18 protein-coding genes are annotated in these 23,618 nt (G+C 40.3%); 6 read left to right on the top strand and 12 right to left on the bottom strand.

Annotated elements, in window-relative coordinates:
• Nucleotides 1-6: 6 nt before the first annotated feature.
• From MKZ02_RS13175 to MKZ02_RS13130, 10 genes are all read right to left on the bottom strand, one after another.
• Nucleotides 7-1,014, bottom strand: coding sequence for a cyclodeaminase (locus MKZ02_RS13175; protein ID WP_340853940.1), 1,008 nt, complete (start codon nt 1,012-1,014; stop codon nt 7-9).
• A 12-nt stretch (nt 1,015-1,026) separates the two neighbouring features.
• Entirely contained in the window at nt 1,027-2,226 is a 1,200-nt protein-coding gene (locus MKZ02_RS13170) for a M24 family metallopeptidase (protein ID WP_340853939.1), read from the bottom strand.
• Between the two features lie 168 nt (nt 2,227-2,394).
• The gene (locus tag MKZ02_RS13165) at nt 2,395-4,062 is read right to left on the bottom strand and encodes a PucR family transcriptional regulator (RefSeq protein ID WP_120031600.1); all 1,668 of its coding nucleotides are present in this window, start codon (nt 4,060-4,062) and stop codon (nt 2,395-2,397) included.
• Between the two features lie 56 nt (nt 4,063-4,118).
• Entirely contained in the window at nt 4,119-5,123 is a 1,005-nt protein-coding gene (eutB, locus tag MKZ02_RS13160; protein ID WP_340853937.1) for a hydroxyectoine utilization dehydratase EutB, read from the bottom strand.
• Between the two features lie 273 nt (nt 5,124-5,396).
• A complete protein-coding gene (locus MKZ02_RS13155; protein WP_340853935.1) occupies nt 5,397-6,818 on the bottom strand; it encodes a polysaccharide deacetylase family protein in 1,422 nt (473 codons plus the stop codon).
• 445 nt (nt 6,819-7,263) lie between these two features.
• Nucleotides 7,264-8,757, bottom strand: coding sequence for an MFS transporter (locus MKZ02_RS13150; RefSeq protein ID WP_120031606.1), 1,494 nt, complete (start codon nt 8,755-8,757; stop codon nt 7,264-7,266).
• Between the two features lie 455 nt (nt 8,758-9,212).
• The gene (locus MKZ02_RS13145) at nt 9,213-10,175 is read right to left on the bottom strand and encodes an NAD(P)H-dependent flavin oxidoreductase (RefSeq protein WP_340853933.1); all 963 of its coding nucleotides are present in this window, start codon (nt 10,173-10,175) and stop codon (nt 9,213-9,215) included.
• A gap of 291 nt (nt 10,176-10,466) precedes the next feature.
• On the bottom strand, nt 10,467-11,627 hold the full coding sequence (locus tag MKZ02_RS13140; protein ID WP_120031608.1) for a CapA family protein: 1,161 nt from the start codon (nt 11,625-11,627) through the stop codon (nt 10,467-10,469).
• Nucleotides 11,628-11,937: 310 nt separating this feature from the next.
• Nucleotides 11,938-12,375 carry a YusW family protein gene (locus MKZ02_RS13135; RefSeq protein ID WP_340853932.1) on the bottom strand — a complete coding sequence of 146 codons (438 nt, stop codon included), beginning with the start codon at nt 12,373-12,375 and terminating at the stop codon, nt 11,938-11,940.
• A 62-nt stretch (nt 12,376-12,437) separates the two neighbouring features.
• Complete coding sequence (locus tag MKZ02_RS13130) at nt 12,438-14,117, bottom strand: glycoside hydrolase family 55 protein (protein ID WP_340853931.1); 1,680 nt, start codon at nt 14,115-14,117, stop codon at nt 12,438-12,440.
• Between the two features lie 283 nt (nt 14,118-14,400).
• Here MKZ02_RS13130 and MKZ02_RS13125 point away from each other — a divergent pair, with 283 nt between their 5' ends.
• The 5 genes from MKZ02_RS13125 to MKZ02_RS13105 all read left to right on the top strand — a co-directional run bounded on the left by MKZ02_RS13125 (nt 14,401) and on the right by MKZ02_RS13105 (nt 19,762).
• Nucleotides 14,401-15,396, top strand: coding sequence for a glycosyltransferase family 2 protein (locus MKZ02_RS13125; RefSeq protein ID WP_340853930.1), 996 nt, complete (start codon nt 14,401-14,403; stop codon nt 15,394-15,396).
• The gene (locus MKZ02_RS13120) at nt 15,335-15,724 is read left to right on the top strand and encodes a GtrA family protein (RefSeq protein WP_120031614.1); all 390 of its coding nucleotides are present in this window, start codon (nt 15,335-15,337) and stop codon (nt 15,722-15,724) included. The genes MKZ02_RS13125 and MKZ02_RS13120 overlap by 62 nt, the downstream gene beginning before the upstream one ends.
• On the top strand, nt 15,721-18,330 hold the full coding sequence (locus MKZ02_RS13115) for a YfhO family protein (protein ID WP_340853927.1): 2,610 nt from the start codon (nt 15,721-15,723) through the stop codon (nt 18,328-18,330). Before MKZ02_RS13120 ends, MKZ02_RS13115 begins: the two co-directional genes overlap by 4 nt.
• A 70-nt stretch (nt 18,331-18,400) precedes the next feature.
• A complete protein-coding gene (locus MKZ02_RS13110) occupies nt 18,401-18,727 on the top strand; it encodes a general stress protein (protein ID WP_120031618.1) in 327 nt (108 codons plus the stop codon).
• A 300-nt stretch (nt 18,728-19,027) separates the two neighbouring features.
• Nucleotides 19,028-19,762, top strand: a complete 735-nt coding sequence (locus tag MKZ02_RS13105) for a CBS domain-containing protein (RefSeq protein ID WP_120031620.1) — start codon at nt 19,028-19,030, stop codon at nt 19,760-19,762.
• Between the two features lie 339 nt (nt 19,763-20,101).
• Here MKZ02_RS13105 and MKZ02_RS13100 read toward each other — a convergent pair whose 3' ends face one another.
• Nucleotides 20,102-20,767, bottom strand: a complete 666-nt coding sequence (locus MKZ02_RS13100) for a C40 family peptidase (RefSeq protein ID WP_120031622.1) — start codon at nt 20,765-20,767, stop codon at nt 20,102-20,104.
• A gap of 198 nt (nt 20,768-20,965) precedes the next feature.
• On the opposite strand from MKZ02_RS13100, the gene MKZ02_RS13095 reads away from it, so the two are divergent.
• Nucleotides 20,966-22,564: a multicopper oxidase family protein gene (locus tag MKZ02_RS13095; protein ID WP_340853925.1), complete on the top strand. Its 1,599-nt coding sequence runs from the start codon at nt 20,966-20,968 to the stop codon at nt 22,562-22,564.
• A gap of 151 nt (nt 22,565-22,715) precedes the next feature.
• On the opposite strand, the gene MKZ02_RS13090 is transcribed toward MKZ02_RS13095, so the two are convergent.
• On the bottom strand, nt 22,716-23,570 hold the full coding sequence (locus tag MKZ02_RS13090; protein ID WP_340853924.1) for a helix-turn-helix transcriptional regulator: 855 nt from the start codon (nt 23,568-23,570) through the stop codon (nt 22,716-22,718).
• Nucleotides 23,571-23,618: the final 48 nt, after the last annotated feature.

Here is a 23,618-nt window from a genome sequence, read left to right as displayed (position 1 = left end):
TTCTTTTTATATAAAGCTGATCTCTTTTTTATTTTCTATCTTTAATCCCAGCTTTCCTGAAGCCATTAATCGTTCGTAAGCATACAGAGCAATCGCAGTATCTTGAACACCCGTGCCAGTTAAATCACAAACGGTAATTTCTCGATCATTTTGTCTGCCATGTGTGTGTGTTGAAGTGATCGTTCCTAGTTCAATTACACGGTTTTCCACGTCACTCATTCCTCTGCTAACAGCATGATGAAGCTCCCCTAAGCGGAGGCATTGCGATTTCGCATCACAAACTATTCGATCCGCCCGTTGTAAAACGTCTGCCTCCAGCTCTTGTTTATCTTCTGCATCTGAACCCATTGCTGTAATATGCAAGCCTCTGTTTAACCATTCCGCTTGTACAATTGGTTCTTTTGCGGGCGTTGTCGTTACGACTGCTTCACTGCCTTTTACCACTTCTTCAGGTGAAGAACATTCAATCACTTTTACATCCAATATGGCTTCCATTTCTTCTTTGAACTTTTTTACATTTAGTTCTGAACGGCCATATACAAGCAATTTTTTATAATCCCGCACCATTTTAAGCGCTTTCATTTGATATTTTGCTTGAGCACCTGTTCCAATAACCCCCGCTGTATGGATTGTTTTTTTCGCCAGATACTTAGCGGCAACTGCTCCTGCTGCTGCTGTACGTACCTCAGTTAAGTAGCCATTATCAAGCAGTAACGCTTTCGGTTCGCCTGTTTTTGTACTGATTAGCACCATAAATCCATTGGCACTGGGCAGGCCCAATTGATCATTATTGAAAAATCCTGACGACACTTTTAACGCAAATAAATCTTTTTGTGCCACATAAGCCGTTTTCACATCTACTTCACCGTTGTTCTCTTTAATGTCCACCCGCATGATAGGCGGCATTGTCACTTTGTTCATCGCCAGCTCAGTAAACGCTTCTTCCACTGCGTGAATAGCTTCATTATTTAATTGCACATGAGACCGAATCTCTTTCTCTGTAAAAATAATCAATGATTTCACCCCTCAAGAGCTTGATACGGAAATATTCGTTTCTTCTTTTATAATTAACTCACGCGGAAAATTAGCTAATACTTCACAGCCATTTTCTGTTACTCTAAATGATTCACTAATTTCAATGCCGTAATCATCAAACCAAAGACCTGGAATCAAGTGGAAAGTCATATTCGGCTTTAATACCGTCATATCTCCTTTGCGAATGCTTGCTGTATGCTCCCCCCAGTCAGGAGGATAATTTAATCCCATGGAGTAGCCGAGCCTTGATTCCTTAATGATGCCATGCTTTGTAATGACCTGATTCCAAGCTCTTTCTAAATCATCACATATAACTCCTGGTTTCACTTTATCCAAAGCAGCATTTAATCCTTCTACCACAATCTTTGATATATCTTGTGCTCGCTTGGTAGGTTGGCCAATTGAAACAGTGCGAGCGAGCGGTGAGTGATAGCGCTGATGACAGCCTGCCAGTTCAATAATGACCATTTCGTTATTTTTATATTTCTTATCCGACCAGGTAATATGCGGTGTAGAAGTGTTCTCCCCAGCCGGCAATAGCGGTACGATAGCTGGATAATCACCGCCGTATTCTTCTGTTCCGCTTATTAAGTCTTTATAAATATTGGCAGCCACATCGCACTCCCTCACCCCTTCTTGAATGGAGGAAACGGCTGTGCTCATGCCGATTTCAACAATTTTGGCCGCTCTTTTCATGTATTCTATTTCTCTTTCAGATTTAACGAGGCGCACATAGTTAACTAGTAGGCTAGCATCGATAAATTGAGCATTAGGAAGGTTTCTCTTCAATCGCTCGTAGGAAAGAGCTGAGAAATAATAAGACTCCATTTCTAATCCAATTCGGCGATTAGACTGGCCGATTTGCGTCAAAATCTGGGCAACAAAGTCCATTGGATGTTTGACGGTTGAGTGAATATGATCTTCTGGATAAGGAATAATGTTTTCATCATACAGCCAGGTTGTGGCTTTCGCTCCATTGGCATCCTGCTTTCTCCCGATCCAAATCGGCTGATCCTCGTCAATGATAACAACCAGCATTTGATCAACATAGAAGGACCACCCGTTATAACCTGATAAGTAATTCATATTGGCCGGGTTTGTTATTAACAATACCTCGATGCCTTTTTCTAGCATGCTTTTCTTCGTTTGTTCCAATCGGGATTTAAATTCGTTTAAACTAAATGGCAGCATGTTGATCCTCCTTTTACTTCTCCTTATTAACAACGCTTTCATCCTTGAAAATAACTTCGTTTGATAGTGTTAATTATAAAAATCAAGGTGTAGAAAAACATCCGCCAACATGTATGAATTTTCAGTTTTTTAATTCAGACAATTTGCCTTACAAAAAAAGCTGCCCTCTTATAAGGCAGCTTTCACATTTTGTCGGTCGATCACTCCCGTCGACCATACCTTCACGCTAAAATCAAGTAAAAAGAGATCATCAGGGTTCACTAGAGATAAACCAGTTAACGATTCGATCTTCCTTAATCTATACAATAGCGACTGGCGATGAAGATTTAAATCCCTCGCCGTCTGACTAACATTGCCACTGTTATTGTTGTAGGCGATAAAAGTATTAATCAGATCCATTTCCCGTTTTTCATCATAGTCAACGAGCGGGGAAACAGTGGAAACCGTAATCTCCTGCACATCCTCGTCTAAAGCTAAGTTAAGCAGCAAACGGTTGATTCTCGTTTCTTCAAAGTGCACCCGTTTTCCAATGCCTCTTTGACTTCTTCCCATATCTAGAGCGGCCTTCGCTTTTTGAAAGCTGTTATGAAAGCAGTTCACGCCGTCCCGTTGCTTGCCCATTCCCCAAGAGAAAATAATTCCCGGCAACATGTGGCTCAATCTTCTTTCCACTAAATCAAGAAATTGATTCACCGTATCAGACGATGTTCCATTAGCTGTTTCAAGAAAAATAATAAACTCTTGCCCTTCACTTGCAAACATAATGTTTCTTTGGACTGCTTCAGCCGCATAAATCATCTCTTCTTTAATATGGATTTTCATCTTCTCAAACCAATTGCGGTTTGTATCTGGGGTAAATAATTCGTTTAGGTTTTCTGGCAATCCAACGATGCACTCGTATGGGAGATCGAGGTTAAAAGAGAACCGCTCTGTTCGACTCAGCAAATATTCTTCGGTCATTTTCTCTCCTCTTGCCAAGCTGAGAATAAATTCATATTGAGCGTCCGTTTCTGATTCTATCACAGCGCTATTACGAGAAAACCACAGAGCCAGTGCTACAGTAGCATGTTCAATGATATGCATAGCCATTTGGCTGAAGTAAGAGTCAGCTGTCGATAAAACAAATAAATCCCCTTCATGGTTCCCATTCGTTTGTATCACTAAATGAAACAGTTGTTCATTGCCACTTACCAGCTTTCTCATTTTTGCGTGCAACGGATGATGAAGGTCATACTGGCTTTCTGTTCGGTTTAATTGGTTCCACAAAGAAAATACACGGGCAGGAGTAGCTCTGCCACTAATCGCCTCGCCTTTACGGTTGCAAATTAAAATGGGGTAATTCAATTGTTCTTCAATGTAAGTCGCTAAATGATCCAATGGTTTTTCTTCTAATATCATTTGAATGAGATGATGATGAATATCTTTTGAATGATTCAATTCAGTCTGCTTTAACTGATTCAACTTGCTCATCACTTCGTGAACAATATCAGCAAAGCGGATTTCCCAGGGGATATCGATCAGGATAAATTGTCTCTGCTCAGCAAACTGGACCACTTCCTCCGGGATATCAAACACATACCTTCCCGTTGCGATGGCTAATGCAGAGGCTCCCGAGTCATACACGTCTTTTACAAATTCCAGTAATAAATCCACATTTTCATGACATCCAATTCCGGTGCTTAGGACAAATTCATTTTTTCTTACAAAGTTTTCGACTGGACTTTCAATAACAGATACCCATTCAACCGTTTTATTAGTCAATGTTTCTTTTCCCGTTTTTACTCTTGCTGTTTTTAATAATTGGAGTTGTGTAATTTCTTTAACGGTCAAAAGCATTACTTATCTCTCCCATCTTCGTTGTTTTGGAGGTTTTATTAGACTGGTTGAAAAGATTATCTTCTTTGCTGCTGGTGTTTTTGAATGACTTCTAGAACAACCGGCAAATCGACATTGTTTCCCGTTATAATCGTGCCCACCTTTTTGCCGCTGCATTTTACTTTGCCTTGCAATAGAGCGGCTACACCCACAGCAGCTGCCCCTTCAACAATCATTCTGTGATGGTCCATCATAAAAACCATCGCATCAGCAATCTCTTCCTCCGACACGAGCAGAAGATCATCCGCATACCTTCTTGCAATATCAAATGTATATTCGTTGTTTACTCCTATGCCTCCAAGCAAGCTGTCGGCTAGTGTAGGCTGTTCTTTGAGCACCACTGGCCTGCCAGCCTGAATGCTCTCGTACATAACGGGTGATCTTTCCATAGAAACACCAATCACTTGAACAGAAGGATTAATAGACTTTAACGCTAAGGCTACACCTGCAAGCAGGCCTCCTCCCGAAAGCGGAATAATAATGGTGTCTAATTCCGGAAGCGCTTCCATAATTTCAATGCCAATGGTCCCTTGTCCAGCGATCACATCCAAGTCATCAAATGGCTTAATAACAGTCATTCCATGTTTCTCCTGCAAACTGTAACAGTGTTTTTCTGCCTCATCCTGGCTTTCTCCGATAAGTTCAATTTGAGCGCCGGCACGTCGAATGGCCTCGACTTTGACCTTTGGAACACGATGGGAAATACAGACAACGGCCTTTATTCCAAGCTTCCTAGCGATGAAAGCAACAGCAAGACCATGGTTGCCAGTCGAGAATGTAGCTACACCTCTTTGTTTTTCATCGGTTGATAAGCCGATGATTTTATTTGCTGCCCCTCGCACTTTGAATGCCCCAATTTCTTGATAATTTTCTAGTTTCAAATAAACATCTGAATTCAATCTCTCGGATAAAACGGCGGACGGAAGGAAGGGAGTCGGAGAAACAAGCTGCTTAATGTTTTGCTTTGCCTTCCAAATGTGTTGTACGTAAGAATGGTCTATTTTTTCTTGAATACGATCCATTATTCCACCCCATTTACTTATTTTGTGTTACGAGCAGGCAAGCTTGCACCTTTCTCATTTTAAACTAGATTTCTCCAAAATTTAACGAATAAAAAAAGTCAATTTTCGATCAATTCTTACACTAATAGAAACATATAAGCTCAATAAGTTCAAATTCTATGGTGAAAGTAAAGTGAATCAAAAGCTCGTTATTAATGACAAAGTTTAACAAACAAACACCATCTGAATACCCAGATGGTGTTTGTTTAAGGTTCTAGCTAGTAAATAATCAATTTATTTTTTAAAATAAGGTCCCATATCCGAATGATCATTCAACGACAGTAATTGGGAGACTGTCACAAATTGATAGCCTTGCTGTTCAAGCGCAGTTAATAATGAAGGGAGCGCTTCTGCTGTCGAAAGATGAATATCATGCATTAACACGATGGCTCCCGGTTTAACGTTCCGCAGGACAACGTCGTTTACCGCCTTAGCATTACGGCTTTTCCAGTCGAGTGAATCAACAGACCATAAGATAATGGGTGTACGGTTTTTTTTCGCTGCATACATTACTTTATCATTGTAAGCTCCGTATGGCGGACGCAGCAGTGTCGGTTTTTGGCCGACTGCTGCTTCAATCTTGTGGCTCGCCTCTCCTAACTCCTGCTGGATTTGTGCATCCTTTAAAGTGGAGAGATCTCGGTGATTCTCTGTGTGGCTTCCTATTTCATGCCCCGCCTCCAGCACTTGCTTTGCTATGGCTGGGTAATACTCTGCCTGACTGCCAAGCATAAAGAAAGTGGCAACCGCATGATGAGCTTTTAATGCCTTTAATACTTGCGGTGTCGAGGTTGAATTGGGCCCGTCGTCAAATGTAAGGGCTACATATTTCCCATTCGGGTCCAATTTCACTGTTTTCACATTATGCCCAGCAGGCTTTTCTTGTAGCTGATCCGATATATTCAGTTCTTTGGTAATACCTTCCTTTAAAAACGGCTTAACTTTTTCAATTGGAATGACAGCTTTTAAGGAACCAGCTGCACCGGCTGCCACTTCATATTTATCAAAGTACAAAGTAAACGCCTTTTTGTTTACTGACCATTTCCACTGATTAGGGTTTTTTAAAGCCTCAGCCAGCAAATCATCCATCACATAGTAGGCAATGTCTTCCCGGCTATTTAACCGTTTGGTGACTAACGAACGGATTTCATCTAAATTTTCTTTTCCATCCTTTAAAACATCTGTAACGGTTAAAATCTTTTTATGGGTAATATCTACTGTGAATGTTTTTATTGCCTCTTTTTTGTTTGCCCCATCGATATACTGGTAAGAAGAAAAAACGAGGCTATATATATGATCGTTCACTTTAGTCGTATCTACTTTAATGGTTAAATTAGCACGCTTTTGCTTTCCGAATAGTTTTTTATGGGCCTTTACTCCATCAAGAAATTGAGTTTTTTGCTCGTCGATCCACTGCTGAATAGCGTGATTGAGCTGCTCATCATCAGAAACAGGCAAGCTGATCGCCAATGTATAATTCTTTGTTTCACTTGTTCGTGTTTCCAAATGCAATCCCGGATAATTGCTTAGTTTTTTTGTTTCCACTTTCTCATTTTGTGCGTATGTAACAGTTTCCAATATGCGGTTAAATCCTACTAGGACAAAAAGAAAGAGCAAGGCAAGAACGACCCAAGCAGGCCAGCGTAATCTTTTCATTGTTTCTAAATCCCCTTAATGATGGCTAGATAATATGAATCTATCTACACCGTATTAATTTCACTCGGCTTTTCTATTATTTAGCAAAATAACCAATGTCAATGTCTCGTATTTTATGCTATTTTTTGCTAAAGGTCAATGAAACATTGAAATAAATGTAATAATTTGTTCGTAGTTTATGAATTAAGAAGATTTTGTCAAAAAGTGAAAAGAGAGCATTTTAATGCACTCTTCGCAGCCGTTATGTTCCGTGCCAAGTTTCCATATCACCATATAGGATAAATTCTAATGATCTCTGACGTCTCGCTCACTCTTGTTCCCATAGAAAAAACACCTTCTAGTTAGTTTCAGGCATTCCCTACCTGCGTTTCAACTTAAAGGTGTTTTTTATCGTCTCACTCTATCAGACGGTCTTAAGGTACAATACGATCTTTTATATGTTTATTTAATTGATATATTTTGTTTTTTGGCTCTTAATTGCCTGTGTCTTATGTTCTATATCTGCATCCAATTCTTCTTTCCACCACAAGGCCTCCTTCGGCTTCTTTAAAATTTCATCAATTTCACTTGGATCTTCGACAGCTGGTAATGATCCTCTCAATGATTTACCAGCGGTTTCTTTAACGAAACATGCAAATATAACAAGGCCGATTGTACAAGCAATCATTAAATAATAAGCTGGAATCATAATATTTCCCGTGATCCCTACTAACCAAGCGATAACAAGGGGGGTTGTTCCTCCGAACAAAGAGGTTGAAATGTTGTAGGTGATGGCAAGCGACCCGTATCTCACCTTTGTAAAAAATAATGAAGGTAAGGTTGCAGGCAATGTTCCTTGAAAAGATGCAAGTAAAGCTCCTAAAATAAGCAGTCCCAGAAAAGCAGTTATATCGTTATCTGAACTTATCATTTTAAATGCAGGAATACTTAATAAAATAACACCTAATAGAGCCCCTTTTACTATGCGATTACGACCTATACGATCGCTCAGATAACCCATTGTCAAAATGATTGGGATGATGCAAATCATAATAAGAAGAACTAAAAGCAATCCCTTCGTTTCACCGTAACCGAGCTCACTAGATAAATAAGATGGCATATAAGTAAGTACCATGTAATCCATCGTATTATAAAAGAGCACAATGCCCATACAAACCAAAAGGGGTTTCCAATGGTTAATGAGTATTTCCTTAAGCGAAGCTCGTTGTTTTTCCTCTACTTCCGCTTCAGCCATCGCCTTAAAAGCTGGCGTTTCCTCTAGATGAGAACGAAAATAGAATCCAATAATTCCCAGCGGACCAGCAATTAAAAACGGCAAGCGCCAGCCCCATTCAATCATTTTATCCGGACCAAGTAAAAAAGTTAAAAAGGTAACCAAGCCTGCCCCAGCAGAAAAACCAACAAGGGTTCCTACTTCTAGCCCACTTGCAAGAAAACCACGTTTTTTATCTGGTGTTGATTCAGCAATAAATGTCATTGCCCCGGCATACTCTCCCCCAGTAGAAAACCCCTGAATTAATCTAGCTATAAGCAACAAAATAGGCGCAGCTATTCCAATCGTTGCATAGCTCGGAATCAAACCGATACTTAGCGTGGATGCGGCCATCAAGATTAAGGTGAGAGACAAAACCTTCTTTCGTCCAACCCGATCCCCCATAATTCCAAAGATCATCCCCCCAATGGGTCGGGCAATAAAGGCGATAGCAAATGTGGCAAAAGCATAAATCAATTGAAAGGATGGATCAATTTGTGGGAAAAAGACTTGACCAATTGTTACAGCTAAATAAGAATAAAGCCCAAAATCAAACCATTCCATTGCATTGCCAAGTGAAGTGGCGACAACTGATTGTTTAGCAATTTTTGTATCTACAACATTGATGTCCTCTTTCCTTAAATCAATAGTTGGCCTACCTGCAGGATCTTTTGGTCCACGATACATAATTCTCCTCCTTTATTATGCATTGAGATTGATAACGCTTTCAATTGTTGTTAACCAGCTTATTTATATTACTCAGTTTAAATAAAGCTTTCCAAAAACACATCCGCCAATTTGTATGAATTTTCCGATAAATAAACCATACACTTTGCTATATATGTTGGATTGGTTGTTTAATCTATAGAAAGGAAAGTCCTTTCTAAAGCCTATTGATTGCTTTTACTAACTACAACGAGACAGGAATATTTCTTAACAATAAAAAGCCAGCAGACAAAGTCCAAGATTAGACTTTGTCTGCTGGCTAAAGAGCGTCCTGGTACATGCTCGCAGCTAACACGATCTATTTATCTATAAAGCTTTCGAAGATATGCCACCGTCTCCCTTCTGCCGTTTTCTCATATAAAATGAATGATTAGTCATTCATTTTTATTTCCTTTTTTTTCGTCAAATGAAGGCTTTTATTCCATAAGTTTTTTTCGAGCTGCCTTGTAGGAAGCTTTTAACTCTTCTACAATCTGCTGCATTGTCTGGACTTTATTAATCGTGCTAACTCCTTGACCGGCTGACCAAATGTTTTTCCAGGCTTTAGGAGCCTCACCGTTCATTTTTGAAAAATCAGCTTTATTCTTACTTTCCAATTGATCGGGGTCAAGACCTGCCTGTCTAATGCTCGGCTTTAAATAGTTGGCATTTACTCCACTGAAAGCATTTGTATAAATGAGATCATCAAGTGTACAATCAATGACCATATCCCGGTATTCTTTTTGGGCAAAGCTTTCTTCTGCTGTAATAAACCGCGTTCCCATATAGGCAAGATCAGCCCCTAATGCTTGCGCTGCAAGAATATCTCCGCCGTTCGAAATAGCACCTGATAAAATGGTCAGGCCATCCCAAAATTCTTTGACCGCTCCCATAAATGCAAAAGGATGAATAGTCCCTGCGTGGCCACCGGCTCCTGTACATACTAAAATAAGACCGTCCACCCCTTTACCAGCAGCTTTTTGAGCATGGGAAACGGTAATCACATCTGCAAAAACTAACCCTCCATATTGATGAACAACCTCTACGACTGGACTTGGATCTCCCAATGAGGTAATTACAATGGGGGGCTGATATTCTCCAATCAACGCCAGGTCCTCATTATATCGCTTGTTTGAACGGTGAGCGATGAAATTCACTGCCCAAGGGGCGATAGCTTGATCTGTCTTTTGTTGTTTTGCCGTTGATAATTCCGTGGTAATGGTCTCCATCCACTCCCTTAATGTCTCTACCGTCCGCGCATTTAACAGCGGAAATGAGCCAATTACTCCTGATTTACATCCCTCAATGACCATTTGGGGGCTGGATACTAGAAACATAGGGGCTACAATGACAGGCAAGGACAGATTTTGATTCAACTTCTCTACTATTTTCTTTGACATGCTTGCTCCTCCTTTCCTCTCTACCATACTTCGGCGCGCATACTAGCAAATCCTTTTTTCAGATCACTGACGCTGCTTACTTCAAATAACGTTAGTAAACGAAAGGCTCTGTTATGCTTGAGTATTGATTTTCACTGCAGGCAGATGCTTTCTGTGGGAATCGCCGCCTTCTGTTACAATCAATCATTGGAAAAAGAACATTCAGCTTTAACAGGCCAAATAAAAAAGCTGCACAAACAGTTTGCAGCCTGTTTGCACAGCTTTTTAGCGAATGGATCAGATGCTTTTTATTCAATTACCTTTTTCATATTGCAGCCAATCAGTACCGTTAATTTGGTCGGATACATCGATAATTTTCTTCTTGACTCTGTCCGCTTCCGCACCATCTAGCTTTTTAGGCTGATAGTTATTTCGGTAGGAAACAGAAGAAATAGAAAATGGAACCACATGGATTTCTTTTTTATCTGTCAGCTTTCCATTTTTCAAATGGAATGTCTGCTGAAATACATAGGTATCTTTATCGCTTGGATTTCTATTGCCGCCAAACATAAAGTTGCCTAGGCTGTAGACAATAAACTTTCCGTTATATTCTTCTATCCCTTGTACCACATGAGGGTGGTGGCCAAGGATCAAATCTGCCCCACTGTCTACTGTATAGCGTGCCAGTGTTTTTTGTGATTCTTCTGGTACGTAACTTCTTTCAATTCCCCAGTGATAATGAACAAGAACAATCTCGGCCCCTTTTTTCTTCAGCTCTTTAATATCTTTTGCCACTGTCTCACGAAGCTCAGGCGTATCATTCCATCCCTCATAACCGAGGGCGCCTACTTTTATTCCTTTAACCTCTGTCAAATACTTGTTGTCATAACCGAAGTAGCCTATTTTCTGTTTCTTGAGCGTTTCGATCGTATCATCGTAGCCCTTTTGCAAATAGTCATGAATATGGTTATTGGCCAAATTCACGGCTTCAATTCCGCCAAGTTCTAGAATCTGTGCGTAGGACGGATCTCCTTTAAAACGGAACTTTTTCACCGCTTTTTCAGTAGCATTTGTTAAGGTCGTCTCTAAATTTACTGTTGATAAGTCGTCATTTTTAAAAATATCGTCTAATTCAGCTACAAAGTAAGAAAGGCCATTCTTCTCTGCTTCATCCGGAAAAGAGCCTGCACGCTGAAATGTTTCATCTGTACCGAGCGTGAAATCCCCGGCTGCGCTAATCGTGATGGCTGTTTCTTTCACGGGCACCGGCTGATCTTTTTGATCATCTAGCTGCTTTGCCTTTGCTTTTCCTCGATCGGCTTGATCGCTGGCTGTCTCGGCTGGCTTTAAGCTAAAGTTATATACAGAGAGACTGATAATCAGCAGGCACAGGACAAAAAGAGTCAACTTGACTGATTTCTTTAACCGTCTGCGCTGTCTTCTCCTACTCCGGTTATTTAGTTCATTATTCATTTTCTTGCTAATAGCCCCTTTATGTGATTATTTTTCCACCTCCTATGAATATACTATAATTTTTGTTAAATAACTATCACTATTTTAGTGGTTTTTTAGGCATTCATCTTTATATGTAGTTATTTTTTCATTCGCCTTCTATGCACAAACTCATACATTCCTACCATCCACTCCAAACACAGAAAATCCCATAGCAAAAATGTCAGGACAAAGCTCTATGGCCTTGCCCTGCTGGACAACAACACCCGATCTCCCTTGCCTGGCCAAACAATAAAACCAATCTGCCCTTTAAGGAGCAGATTGGTGGCAATTACCGGCTATATTTCTTCTCTGGACCGCCTGTGAAATCAATATCCACTTCTACGGATTTGGCATCTTTAGGAATATCGAATGCTTCTTCTACACTTCGCAATACTTCATCATCAGGGGTGGTATCGTTAAAAGTAAAGGAGGAAAATATTTCATCCAATGCGTTCATCGCTTGATCGCCGGTTAAATTTTGATTGTTCGTTTTATTCACATAAGATGCTTCTGTTCCCTCTTTATCCTGCTCGTAGCTGACATCAATCGCATCGTCCGTTCCGTCCATGTCCACATCAAGATCAAAGCTGGTAAACGGGTAAGTGGCGTTAGCCCCTTCTCCTTTTACTGGCGCTTTATCGGGTTGATTTTGGGCCTCATCTTTGTTGGCACAAGCGGCAAGTGGAAGAGCTATGATCAATAAGAAGATTGAAATGACCCCTTTCATGCTGTTCACTCCTTTCAAGGCTGATTCTTTTTCTTATCTCCTTATTCTTCCGTTTCTATTCATTAGTGTTTTGACTCATCCCCTGAAAAAGCCATCTCATATCCCTCGGCCACAATATTTTTGAGCACGGCTGTCGAGGTATCCGCTTGACAACCGCATATCCCTCCTTGCTTTTTTGCCCGCACATTTTGAACGGTTGCTTTTTTGACACCAGCCCCAATTAGGATCCCGGTTTTCGCTGACTGATCGATTGTCACATGTTTAATATGAACATCATCCGCTCTTTGCCCCCCGCCGAATACTTTAATATCAACAGATGCTTTTTTAAAGTCTTTGATATGCAGATGATGGAGGTGGACATTTCGAGACCGGTATTGGATAGCAATAACCGGCTGCTTTTTATAATCATAATTCGGGTCTCCGATCACAGCGAAATGATTAATCATTACATTCTTATAAGCCGAAACAACCAACGCTCTTGGTGTAGAATTTCGGTAGAGCGCCGTCCTTATAGGAGCAATAGAAACAAGCCGGGCAGCGGAAATATTATAAGCGGTAAGGGATTCCGGATCTGCCGCGCTATGATGGCCAATATGCCTGAAGTTAAAGGAGCGGTTGTCGTTTACTGAAAGATGCCCTACAATATGAACGTTGTTAGCAGCAGACGAGTTATGATGGGCTTTTATTTCTATTCCCCCGAAACATCTAGCTGTTGAATTGTTGAGCAGCCAAATATTTCTTGAACCGTCATCTACTTCAATGCCGTTTGAATTAGAAAATCCTTCTTTGTGGCCTTTTCCGCTTGGATCACACATGTGGGAATTAGAAATAAAAACGAAATCACTATGGTGGGTTGTGATGCCATCATCTCCGAAACCATATCCCTGAAGGCCATCCAGCCAAACGTACTTACTACCTCCCCGTGCTCTTGTGCCATCGCCAGAGTAACTATATTTTGTAGATGAAATATCAAAGCAATGTAGCCCGGGGTTGATTGCTTTCACTTTCTTTACCCAACCATAGGACACATGGGCATAAGTGAGACAACTGGATCGATTGCCACCTGTGCTTGTACGTGGAATATCTCCAAGACGCTCTACATTCCAGTCCAGGGTCATATTCTCCACACATAGATGGTGGTTTCCCTTTTTATGGTCTGCATTTGTAACGAGCCAACTGCTTTTCGGCGCCTGATCATGAAGTCTTAAAATCGTTTGCTCTTTCCCTTCCCCGACAAGGTGGGTGAAAGAGGGAAGACGGATTTCTTTTACGAGAAAGGTTCCTTTCGGGATATATACTTTTACCTTTCCTTTTCCAATTGCTTTTCGAAAGGCTTCGGTACAATCCGTTACTCCATCTCCGACAGCTCCATAGTCTATCACATTTACCTCCCGGTTCATTTGTTTCGACAAAATCGTATACTCTTTATCCAATAAATCTTTCCAAGCCGGAAAGACATTGCCCCTTTCGTCTACTAACGTTTCTGAAGAAACAACCGGCTTAACGCGCTCCGCCGGCAAAAGAAGATTAATAAAAAAAGCTGTTGCCTTTTGAAATAAGCCGCTAATAGAGAAAGATCGTGGTGCCTCTTTATTCGAAGGAAATGGATAGCGTTTTTTATATTGGGCGAATAAATTATTTGTTTCTTGAACAATCTGTTTTATAGATGGGCTATTATGGAAAAACTGAGAGATCAGCTTATCGTTTTTGGAAGGATCATGATTTTTAGTTAAATTGAACATTTGCTTTCACCTGTCCTTTTGAAGATCTTTTATCATTGCTATAAAATTTACCCTTGTTTTTCGAATAAAATCAAGCCGAAAACAATTCTCTTCGACTTTAAAAGGATTAAAAAAGCGAAAACAGGGTATATGTCCGTTTGACAGAATTTATACAAATCGACTGATATTATGTCAGATTTATCATTATTTTCTTTTCATTTTTCTGTCAATTTAGGGCATACATAAAAAGAATCTACCCTTTGCACAACAGAATTAATTTTATGAAGAGAAGAGGCGGAGAAGTGTGAATACCATTTCAATCATCATACCAGCTTATAATGAGGAAGATAACATTTCATTAGTTTACGAAAGCATCAAAAAGGAATTTACAAAGTTAGCGTATGATTTTGAAATTTGTTTTATTAACGATGCAAGCACTGATAACACGTTAGAAGAAATTAAACAACTTGCAGCAAAAACACCTAAAGTTAAATTTATTTCTTTCTCCCGCAATTTCGGAAAAGAGGCCGCTCTGCTCGCTGGTTTACAGCATGCTAACGGCCGTGCTGTCATCATTATGGATGCAGATTTGCAGCACCCTCCCTTTTTAATTCCTAAATTGCTGAAAGGTTACGAAGAAGGATTTGATCAAGTAATTGCACGGCGAAACCGCAATGGGGAGCCTGCTCTAAAAAAGTTTTTTTCTTCTACGTACTACAAGCTCATCAACCATATTGTAGATGTCCAATTAGAAGACGGGGTCGGCGATTTCAGACTACTGAGCGAAAAAGCTGTCCAAGCTGTTCTGTCATTAAATGAAGGGCAACGTTTTTCCAAAGGACTCTTCTCATGGATTGGCATGAATCAAAAAGTCATTGATTATAACAATGTGCTAAGAAAAAATGGTGAAACAAAATGGTCCTTTTCCAAATTGTTGAACTATGGACTCGATGGGTTTATCTCATTTAACAACCGGCCACTCAGGTTATGTTTCTACTCAGGAGCTGTTGTTTTATGTCTCGCACTTATTTATAGCGCCATTACATTTGTTCAAATTTTAAATAATGGCATTGACGTACCCGGGTATTTTACAATCATCACAGCGGTCCTCATTTTAGGAGGGATTCAACTCGTGAGTCTCGGTGTGATTGGTGAATATATCGGCCGTATCTATTATGAGACAAAAAAACGGCCGCCTTATTTAATTCAGGAAACAAATTTTATGAACGGAGCGCAATATGAGAAAAACAAGCCAAGAATTTATCAGATTCGTCATAATCGGGGGAATCAATACCTTTAATTATTATGCTGTCTATTTAATGCTTCACGTACTTGTTGGCTGGATGTATATGCCATCCCACGTACTGGCTTTTTTAGTCAGCTTCGTCCTTTCTTTCTTTTTAAATTCTTATTTTACATTTAAGGTGAAACCCACATTAGCGAAATTTTTAAAGTTTCCGCTCTCACAAGCTGTTAACTTTACAGTGTCTTCTCTTTTTATGTATGTATTTATTGAATACTTCCAGATCAACAGCATGATCACTCCCATCTTGGCTGTATTCGTTGCCTTGCCCGCTACTTTTATCGTTACGAGCAAAATTTTGAAAAAAGAGAGTGTTAGTGCATGAGAAAAAAAAGTGTCATCGTTGTTATTATTAGCAGTCTGCTTTTATCAGCGGCTGCTCATTTCTTTTTTATTCAGGATTGGTTGGATGGACGATTTATGATTGGGCCGAACGACGGTTTATCACAAATGATCCCCTTCAAAAAATTTATTTATGATCAGTACAGTCACGGGAACTTTTTCTACTCCTGGGCATTTGGGTTAGGTGGCGGATTTTACAGTCAGCTCGCCTATTATTTTTCCACTTCTATCATTTTTCTGCTCACCGCAGCAATCGTTTATTTATTAGAAACCATAGGGCTGATTTCTCCGCCCGATTTATTATTCTGGGCAAATACCGTATTGATTGTAAGCATAATAAGACTTGCCCTCGTTATCTCAGCGGCTGCCTTCACATTTAAATACATGGGCATCCGCCTGTCTGCTGCTTTCACCGGAGCGGCAGTGTACGGTTTGACTGTCATGTATTTTCGCCATGTTGTTTACTGGGAATTTTTTACTGATGCCATGCTCTGGCTGCCTCTTCTCGTGTTAGGCACAGAAAAAATTATCCGTGAAGGAAAACCCGGATGGTTTATTGCTTCCTGGTCACTGATGTTTTTCAATAATTTTTATTTTGCCTATATCCACCTAATCTTTTTGTTTATTTATATATTGTTTCGCTGGATAGTTCCTTTATCACAGGAAGAATACCCGAAACGAAAACAGCTTGTTCTCTTTTTCACGGCCGGCCTTGTCAGTTTTTGTATAAGTGCGATCTCTTTTATCCCGGCTGTTTATGGATTTCTTAATAATTACCGGCCTGCTTATGAAGCAGAAATTCCTTCTTTTCTTATCACAGACAACATTTTATATGCCAGTAAATATATTATCTTGCCAGCGATCCTGTTATTGTTTCTGTTTGTTCCTTCTTTATACAAGGTTCGTACATATCGATTTTTCGCCTTGCTGACCTTTTTACTAGTCGTGCTTCACTTTAGCCCATTAGCAGCAAGTGCATTTAATGGCTTTTCGGCTCCACAATATCGCTGGGAATATTTACTTTCCTTTACTGCAGGTGGCTGTGTAGCCGCCGGCTTGCAATCCTTATATAAGATTCGTATCCACCAACTGCTTTTATCCATAACGATTTCCTTTGGCATTTATTTGTCTGCAGGACAGGCCATGGCCTATATCATCGGACCGGTTCTTACTGCTTTATTTGAACAGCAGATGGACATCGTTATGCAATTATTTTTCCTGGTGGCCTTTCTGCTCTTTCTTTATGTATGGACAAAGAAGACGGTTTTCCTCGTTGTCCTCCAGCTTGCTGTTGTCGCTTCAGGCCTTTTGGTCGTCAATACGTATCAGCAATTGATCATGTCGGATGAATTCGCTGTTGACCGGGTCTCCCGTGATTTTTTGCAGGACCCTAAATACAATGGGGCTGAACAGCAACGCCTGATTGATAAAGTTCAGCGTTCCGAACAAGACCCACTGACAAGAATTGATTGGATGAATGATCTTAGAAACAATACTCCCATTGTTCAAAATTTCAACGGAACAAGCTTATATTCAAGCATCTTTAATGAAGAGCTTCTCTTCTTCTACTGGCATGATTTGCAGATTGATATGGGACGCGAGAGTGTAAGCCGCTATGCTACTTTAGGCAACCGGGCGAATCTTTACAGTTTGCTGCAAACAAAATACTGGATGAGAAAAAAAGAGCAGGCGGCCAATGCTCCGTATGGTTTTGTCCCCTTTGCGGAATCAGCCCACTATACCGTATTTAAAAACACGCTGACTCTTCCTTTCGTGAGGACTGCCCGCCAGGTATTTTATGAGGAGGATTTGAAAAAACGCTCTCCAATGGAGAAGGAGCACGCCATGCTTTCTGGTGTTGTTTTGGAGAAAAAGAACGGTACTAGCCATTTTCTGGCCCCAGAAAAAAATACAATCGGAGAAGCGGATATTCAGCCAGTAAATGCCACATACAAAAACGACAAATTAAAAGTTACCAAAAACGATGGCGGCATTGTGATTACCCCGCACAAGTCTTCTAAGGAAACGAAGGATTATTATGTCGAGTTTTATATAAGAAATGTTCATGGCAAAGGCTTTGCCTTAAAAGTTAATAATTATCGAACGACGAGGAAGCCGGCTGCCTCTATTTATAAAACAGGCATCCAAACCGTCGTCATTCGTATTCCAAAGGAGAAACAAATTGCTCTTCGCCTTCCTAAAGGCACCTATGAACTGAAAAGCCTGAAGTTGTTTGAAGAGGATTATAAAGAGCTCCATCAAGCTGCAGCTAAAAAAATAAAGCAGCCTGAAATAAACTGGGATAAAAACAAAGTCTCTATTGACTATCAAAACGAAACTGGTGAACGGTATATGGTATTGCCAATTCCGTACGAAAAAGGCTGGAAGCTAAAAATAAATAATGAACCAAAGGAAATAGAAAAAGCCAACTTTGCCTTTACCGGGTTCCCTTTAGAAAAAGGGAACAATTATATCCAGCTTATCTATCGGCCGCCTTTCTTTTCCTTATCTGTTGCTTTGCTCATTTTTGGAGTGGCCGGAGCTGTCTGGCTAGTTAGAAGACATTCCGACAAAGAAAAATCGCACTGAACTTTCTATGTTTAGAGCTGGGAGTTTGATGGTAAACATATAGAGAATACAAAATCAGGAGGCAGATACAATGGTTACAACAAAAACAGTAGAGAATGCAGTACAAGCAAAAAGTGAGATTGAAGGCTTACTCTCTCAAGGCTATTCTTTAGATAACGTCTATCTCCTTGCCCATGACGAACATCGTGGAGAAGACATAGCTGAGGCTCTTCATACAAATGAAGTGGGCATGAAAGAACAAGGTGTATTGAATAGCATGACTAATATCTTTAAGTCTCGTGGCGATGAGTTACGAAGCAAAATGAAGTCACTCGGCCTATCTCAACAGGAAGCGGACACATACGAAAAAGAATTGGATAAAGGAAAATTAGTCCTGATCGCTAACAAACAACAGTAATAACAGCCCAACGAAAAAAGCTGTCATAGAGTGGAATATTCCCTCCATGACAGCTTTTTCTGACGTATTTTGCGGCGGAAAGCCGTCTGGCCACATCCAGACGTTCTGCCAAACAGCAGACTTTCCGACTTACGCAAATTAGCTCATCGCTTGATTACTATAACATACTTTTGCTGTTTTCAGCAATCTTTTTTATTTTTTCATGTACTCGCTCATAATTCACCTATAGAGCGGGTAAGGATAAACTACATTCAGCTTTTTAATGATAATAGGCTGTAAGTTAGCAAAGGAGAAAAAAGAATGGGAAAAGAGACAAAAACTAATGATGAGTTATCTGAACGCTTTGAAGCTGCTTTTAATCGAATACACAACAGACTCAAAGCAACAGTAAAACAAAGTGAAAGCGATGCTTTTATGGAGCTGCTTCATATAAGTGCACGCAATCATGCAAGCGTCCGTGCCCACCTTGACGAATTGAAGCAGTACGCTAAATTGAGAAACGCCATTGTTCACCAAAAGACAGAAGCGGATTACTACATAGCTGAGCCTCATCAAGAAATTGTTGAGCGCATTGAGCAGATCGACAAAATGTTATCAGAGCCGGCAGAAGCGATGTCGATCGCCTCCTCCCCCGTTCATATCGTCGAACCGGATACTCCGCTTGTACAAGTGCTAGAAATGATTCGCGATGATCAAATCAATGAATATCCTGTATATGAAAAAGGAAAATACCAGGGCTTGTTAACTGGAAAAGAAATATTGAAATGGATGGCCAACACGCATGCTGAGGGAAAAATCAACATTGCTAACGTCCAAGTAAAAGATGTCCTGCCTGAGCAAAATGATTATTTTCTTTCCTTCGTCAAACGAGATGCCAATATCTTTGACATTGAATACACTTTTGAAGAACACCAGTCTCTCAATAAAAAGCTGGAAGCTGTCCTCATTACTCCAGAGGGCGGGTCAGATGAACTACCGGTCGGCATTATTACTTCCTGGGACTTAACAAAAAACAATGATGTGATTCTCGAGTAATAATAAGCCGGGTGATCTTCAACGAGCTTTGTTCAAGAAAAATTATTTTATTCAACGGCAAATGATTTAACAAAAGTGGGGACTCTTGCAGTGCTCACTTTCATCTAATTCGGACTCTCTTTAAGTAGGAAGTATTCCCTTTGCAGATAAACTACCTGAATTCTCTTTATAAGATAGAAACTAAAATCTGTTTCAGCTTCTTCTGTTCATCCCGGCAAACAGCTCGCGGAAATAAAAGCGCTTGCTTATACAACTATTTTTCGGCTTTTATTTGTCGATATTACTCGAAAAGTTATCAATAAAAATACCCTATTCTTATTGAAGAATAGGGTATTTTTATTAATATGTTTTTGCACCTATGTAACGCTTAGACCAATATGAACTCTTAAGAGAGCTGATGGTCACTCCAGCTGAAGTAGAGCTATGTATAAATTGATTGTTGCCGAGATAAATACCGGCATGTGATGCGCCTTTTTGATATGTTTCAAAGAACACAATGTCTCCCACTTTTGGGCTGCTCGTTCTCTTTCCTGCAGAATAAATACCAGCTACTGTTCTTGGCAAGGAGATCTTTGCACTGTTTTTATAAACATAAGTCAAAAATCCGCTGCAATCAAATCCTGAAGGCGTAGCGCCTCCCCACTTGTAAGGAACGCCTATAAACTTTTTGGCATAAGCTACTGTGCTCGTTTTGCTAGAAGCACTTGCCGTTGACTTTGATGTTGTTTTCCCCAGCACCCTAAATGTGTTTTTTCCTACGATGCCATCCGCTGTCAGCCCGTTAGCTTTTTGCAGCCTAATGACTGCTGATTTTGTTAAAGGTCCAAAGGTTGTATCCAGTGAAGACTTGTAATATCCCTTTGCTTTTAACACTTGCTGCAATTCCTTTACATCCGAATGTTTCATCCCGCTTTTCAAAGTCTGATCACCTAAGGCTGCTTCCCCTGCAGCCGGGCTCGCTAGTAAAGCGCCAGCCATCGTTGCTGCGATTATCCATTTTCTCACTCTTTTTCCCTGCTTTCTATGTATTTTCTATTTTTCTCTTATTCTAACATCGAAAAATGTCTAATATATTTTAATTACATTACAAATATATTAAACGTTTGGAAATCATTTCATTATTTAATTTCCTTTCTCTAAAGTGGTTGCATAATATGTAGCGAGGCAAAAGGCTTTAATTCAGAAAAGAAGGTGGAAGCACAATTGAGCAAAAGAGTAAACCCCGCAGATCCAAATACTATCCCTAAATTTGTGGAACAAGTAAGAAAGCCCCCTGTAGCCAGGCCAACTATCGGCGATTCCTATTATGAAATAAAGATAAAAGAAACAAAGCATCAATTTCATCCTGCTTTTTCACGCACAACGATTTGGGGATATAACGGCATCAGTCCAGGACCAACCATTGAAGCGAAAAAAGGGAAGTATTTGGAAGTAAGATGGTTGAATCATCTTCCCAAAAAACATTTTCTTCCTATTGATCACACCTTACATGGAGCAGCGGGCAATCCAGAAGTCAGATCTGTCGTCCATCTTCACGGAGCAAACGTTGATTGGGAAAGTGACGGTCATCCAGAAGCCTGGTATACAAATGATTATGAAATTACCGGCCCGATGTTTAGAAGAAAAATCCACACCTATACGAATCATCAGCAAAGTGCAACCCTCTGGTATCATGATCACAGCATGGCTCTCACACGGTTAAATGTCTATGCTGGGCTTGCCGGATTTTATTTACTCCGTGATTCTCAAGAGGAACAGCTCAATTTACCAAAGGGCAATTATGAGATTCCTTTAATGATCCAGGACCGCTCTTTCAACGAAGACGGCTCTCTCTTTTATCCAGATACACCGAACCCTAATTTGCCAGTCTTTCCTTCTATCGTTCCTGGATTTCTTGGAGAAACGATCACCGTAAACGCTAAAGTTTGGCCGTACTTGCGAGTAGAGCCCCGCAAATATCGTTTTCGTATTTTAAACGCCTCTAATAGAAGAGAATATAATTTCAGCCTGTCCAACAATGGATCATTCTATCAGATTGGTACAGATGGCGGCTTACTATCCAACCGGACAGAAATTAGTTCATTTGAATTGCTGACAGCTGAAAGAATGGACCTGGTCATTGACTTTTCCAAATGGAAAGGAGAATGTATTACCCTTCTTAATAAGAACGAGGCTGTGGACAGTCACACAAGATCGGTTATGCAATTTCGTGTAGATTTGCCGCTAAGGGGCGAAGACACAAGCGAAGTGCCTGAAAGATTATACCCAAACCTGGATCTGCATGAACACATGGCTCATACTATCCGTCATTTGCCATTAAGTGTCTCTTTCGATGAATACGGGCGGCTCATGTTTATGCTGGACGGAAAAATGTGGCATGATCCAGCAACTGAAAAGCCTTCGCTGGACAGCATTGAAGTCTGGAATATTATTAATGCCACTCCGGTTGCGCATCCCATTCATATTCACCTGGTACAATTTAAAATTCTCGAGCGACAGCCCTTTAACCTGGAACGATTTAATCAAACAGGAGAAATAGAATTTACAGGCCCGGCGGAAAAAGCGCGGATTTATGAGCAAGGATGGAAAGACACAGCTAAGGCGGATGCAGGGATGGTTACGAAGCTAATTATGCACTTTAAAGAACACACCGGAAATTATGTATGGCATTGCCATTTCCTTGAGCACGAAGATCATGATATGATGCGACCGGTTCGTGTTATTACCGATGCTCATCCTGTTGCTCCCCCTCATAAAGATGAAGAGCCTCATACTAGTAGGGACTCGTCAGATGACAGTTAGTACACGACAGCAAAAGGGGTTTAGAATGGTCTTATTCTGAACCCCTTTTGGTCTTTTAAAACAGGTATTGTGATCTAAATTTGTAACCCCTGCTGATTGAAATGAAAAGCGAGAAGGCTCACCGCCCGCCTCGCCTGGAAATGAAATTACTTTATTCATTTTCAATGGAAACCCTCTTCATTAATCGCTTTAATTTATTTTCTGTATCTGTTTCCTCTACTGGTGTATAGATACTGCACCGTAAATCTGCCTCCCCTTGAACTTGAAGAGAAGTTAAATTAAACAACATTTTGCCTGCTTTAGCATGTCTGAATTCAATTATCATTTCTGGAGCCTTGCTTACTTGACTTTCTTGCCATAAATCTCGGAATGTTGGATGCGAATGGCTCATTTCTTCAATAAATTGGTTGTACCATTCATCGCCTAAGTAGTGTCCATAATAGGTACGGAAAATGGCAAGAAACCCTTTAGCGAAATGTTCCCAATTGACGGCCAATGCCTTTAGTTCTTTTCTATTGAACACTAAACGGATCAAATTTCTTTGATCATTCGGTATTTGTCCAAAATTTAAAAAAACATGGGCAGCTGCAGGATTCCAGCCTACAATATGGCAATATCGATCCGTAATAATAGTCGGACAATAGGTTAATTCAGCTAGTATTCGCTTTAAGGAAGGGCTAAGCTCTGATTGATTCTTTTTTTGATGGGTAATTTCTGATTTTCCCTCTAATGCCAGATCGTATAAGTAGTCTCTTTCGTCATTGTTTAATTGTAAAGCTGTAGAAATACAATCTAGTACGATTGAAGAAACCTTAATATCTCTTCCTTGCTCTAGCCATGTGTACCAAGTGGTACTTACTCCTGCTAATTGGGCAACTTCCTCCCTCCGTAATCCCGGTGTCCTTCTCCGTGTTCCAGCAGGTAAACCAATAGACTCTGGCTTAATTTGGGCTCGCTTAATTTTCAAAAATGTCGACAAAGCTTCCAGCCTAGTTTTATCATTCATTTTTAAAACTCCTCATCATATCAATTTAGCCTATTAGTATTTATACCA

Source organism: Pseudobacillus sp. FSL P4-0506, from assembly GCF_038003025.1.
In the GTDB taxonomy this organism is placed as follows: domain Bacteria; phylum Bacillota; class Bacilli; order Bacillales; family Domibacillaceae; genus Pseudobacillus.
Note: the sequence above shows the minus strand (reverse complement) of the source record. Positions and strands in the feature narration are given on the sequence as shown.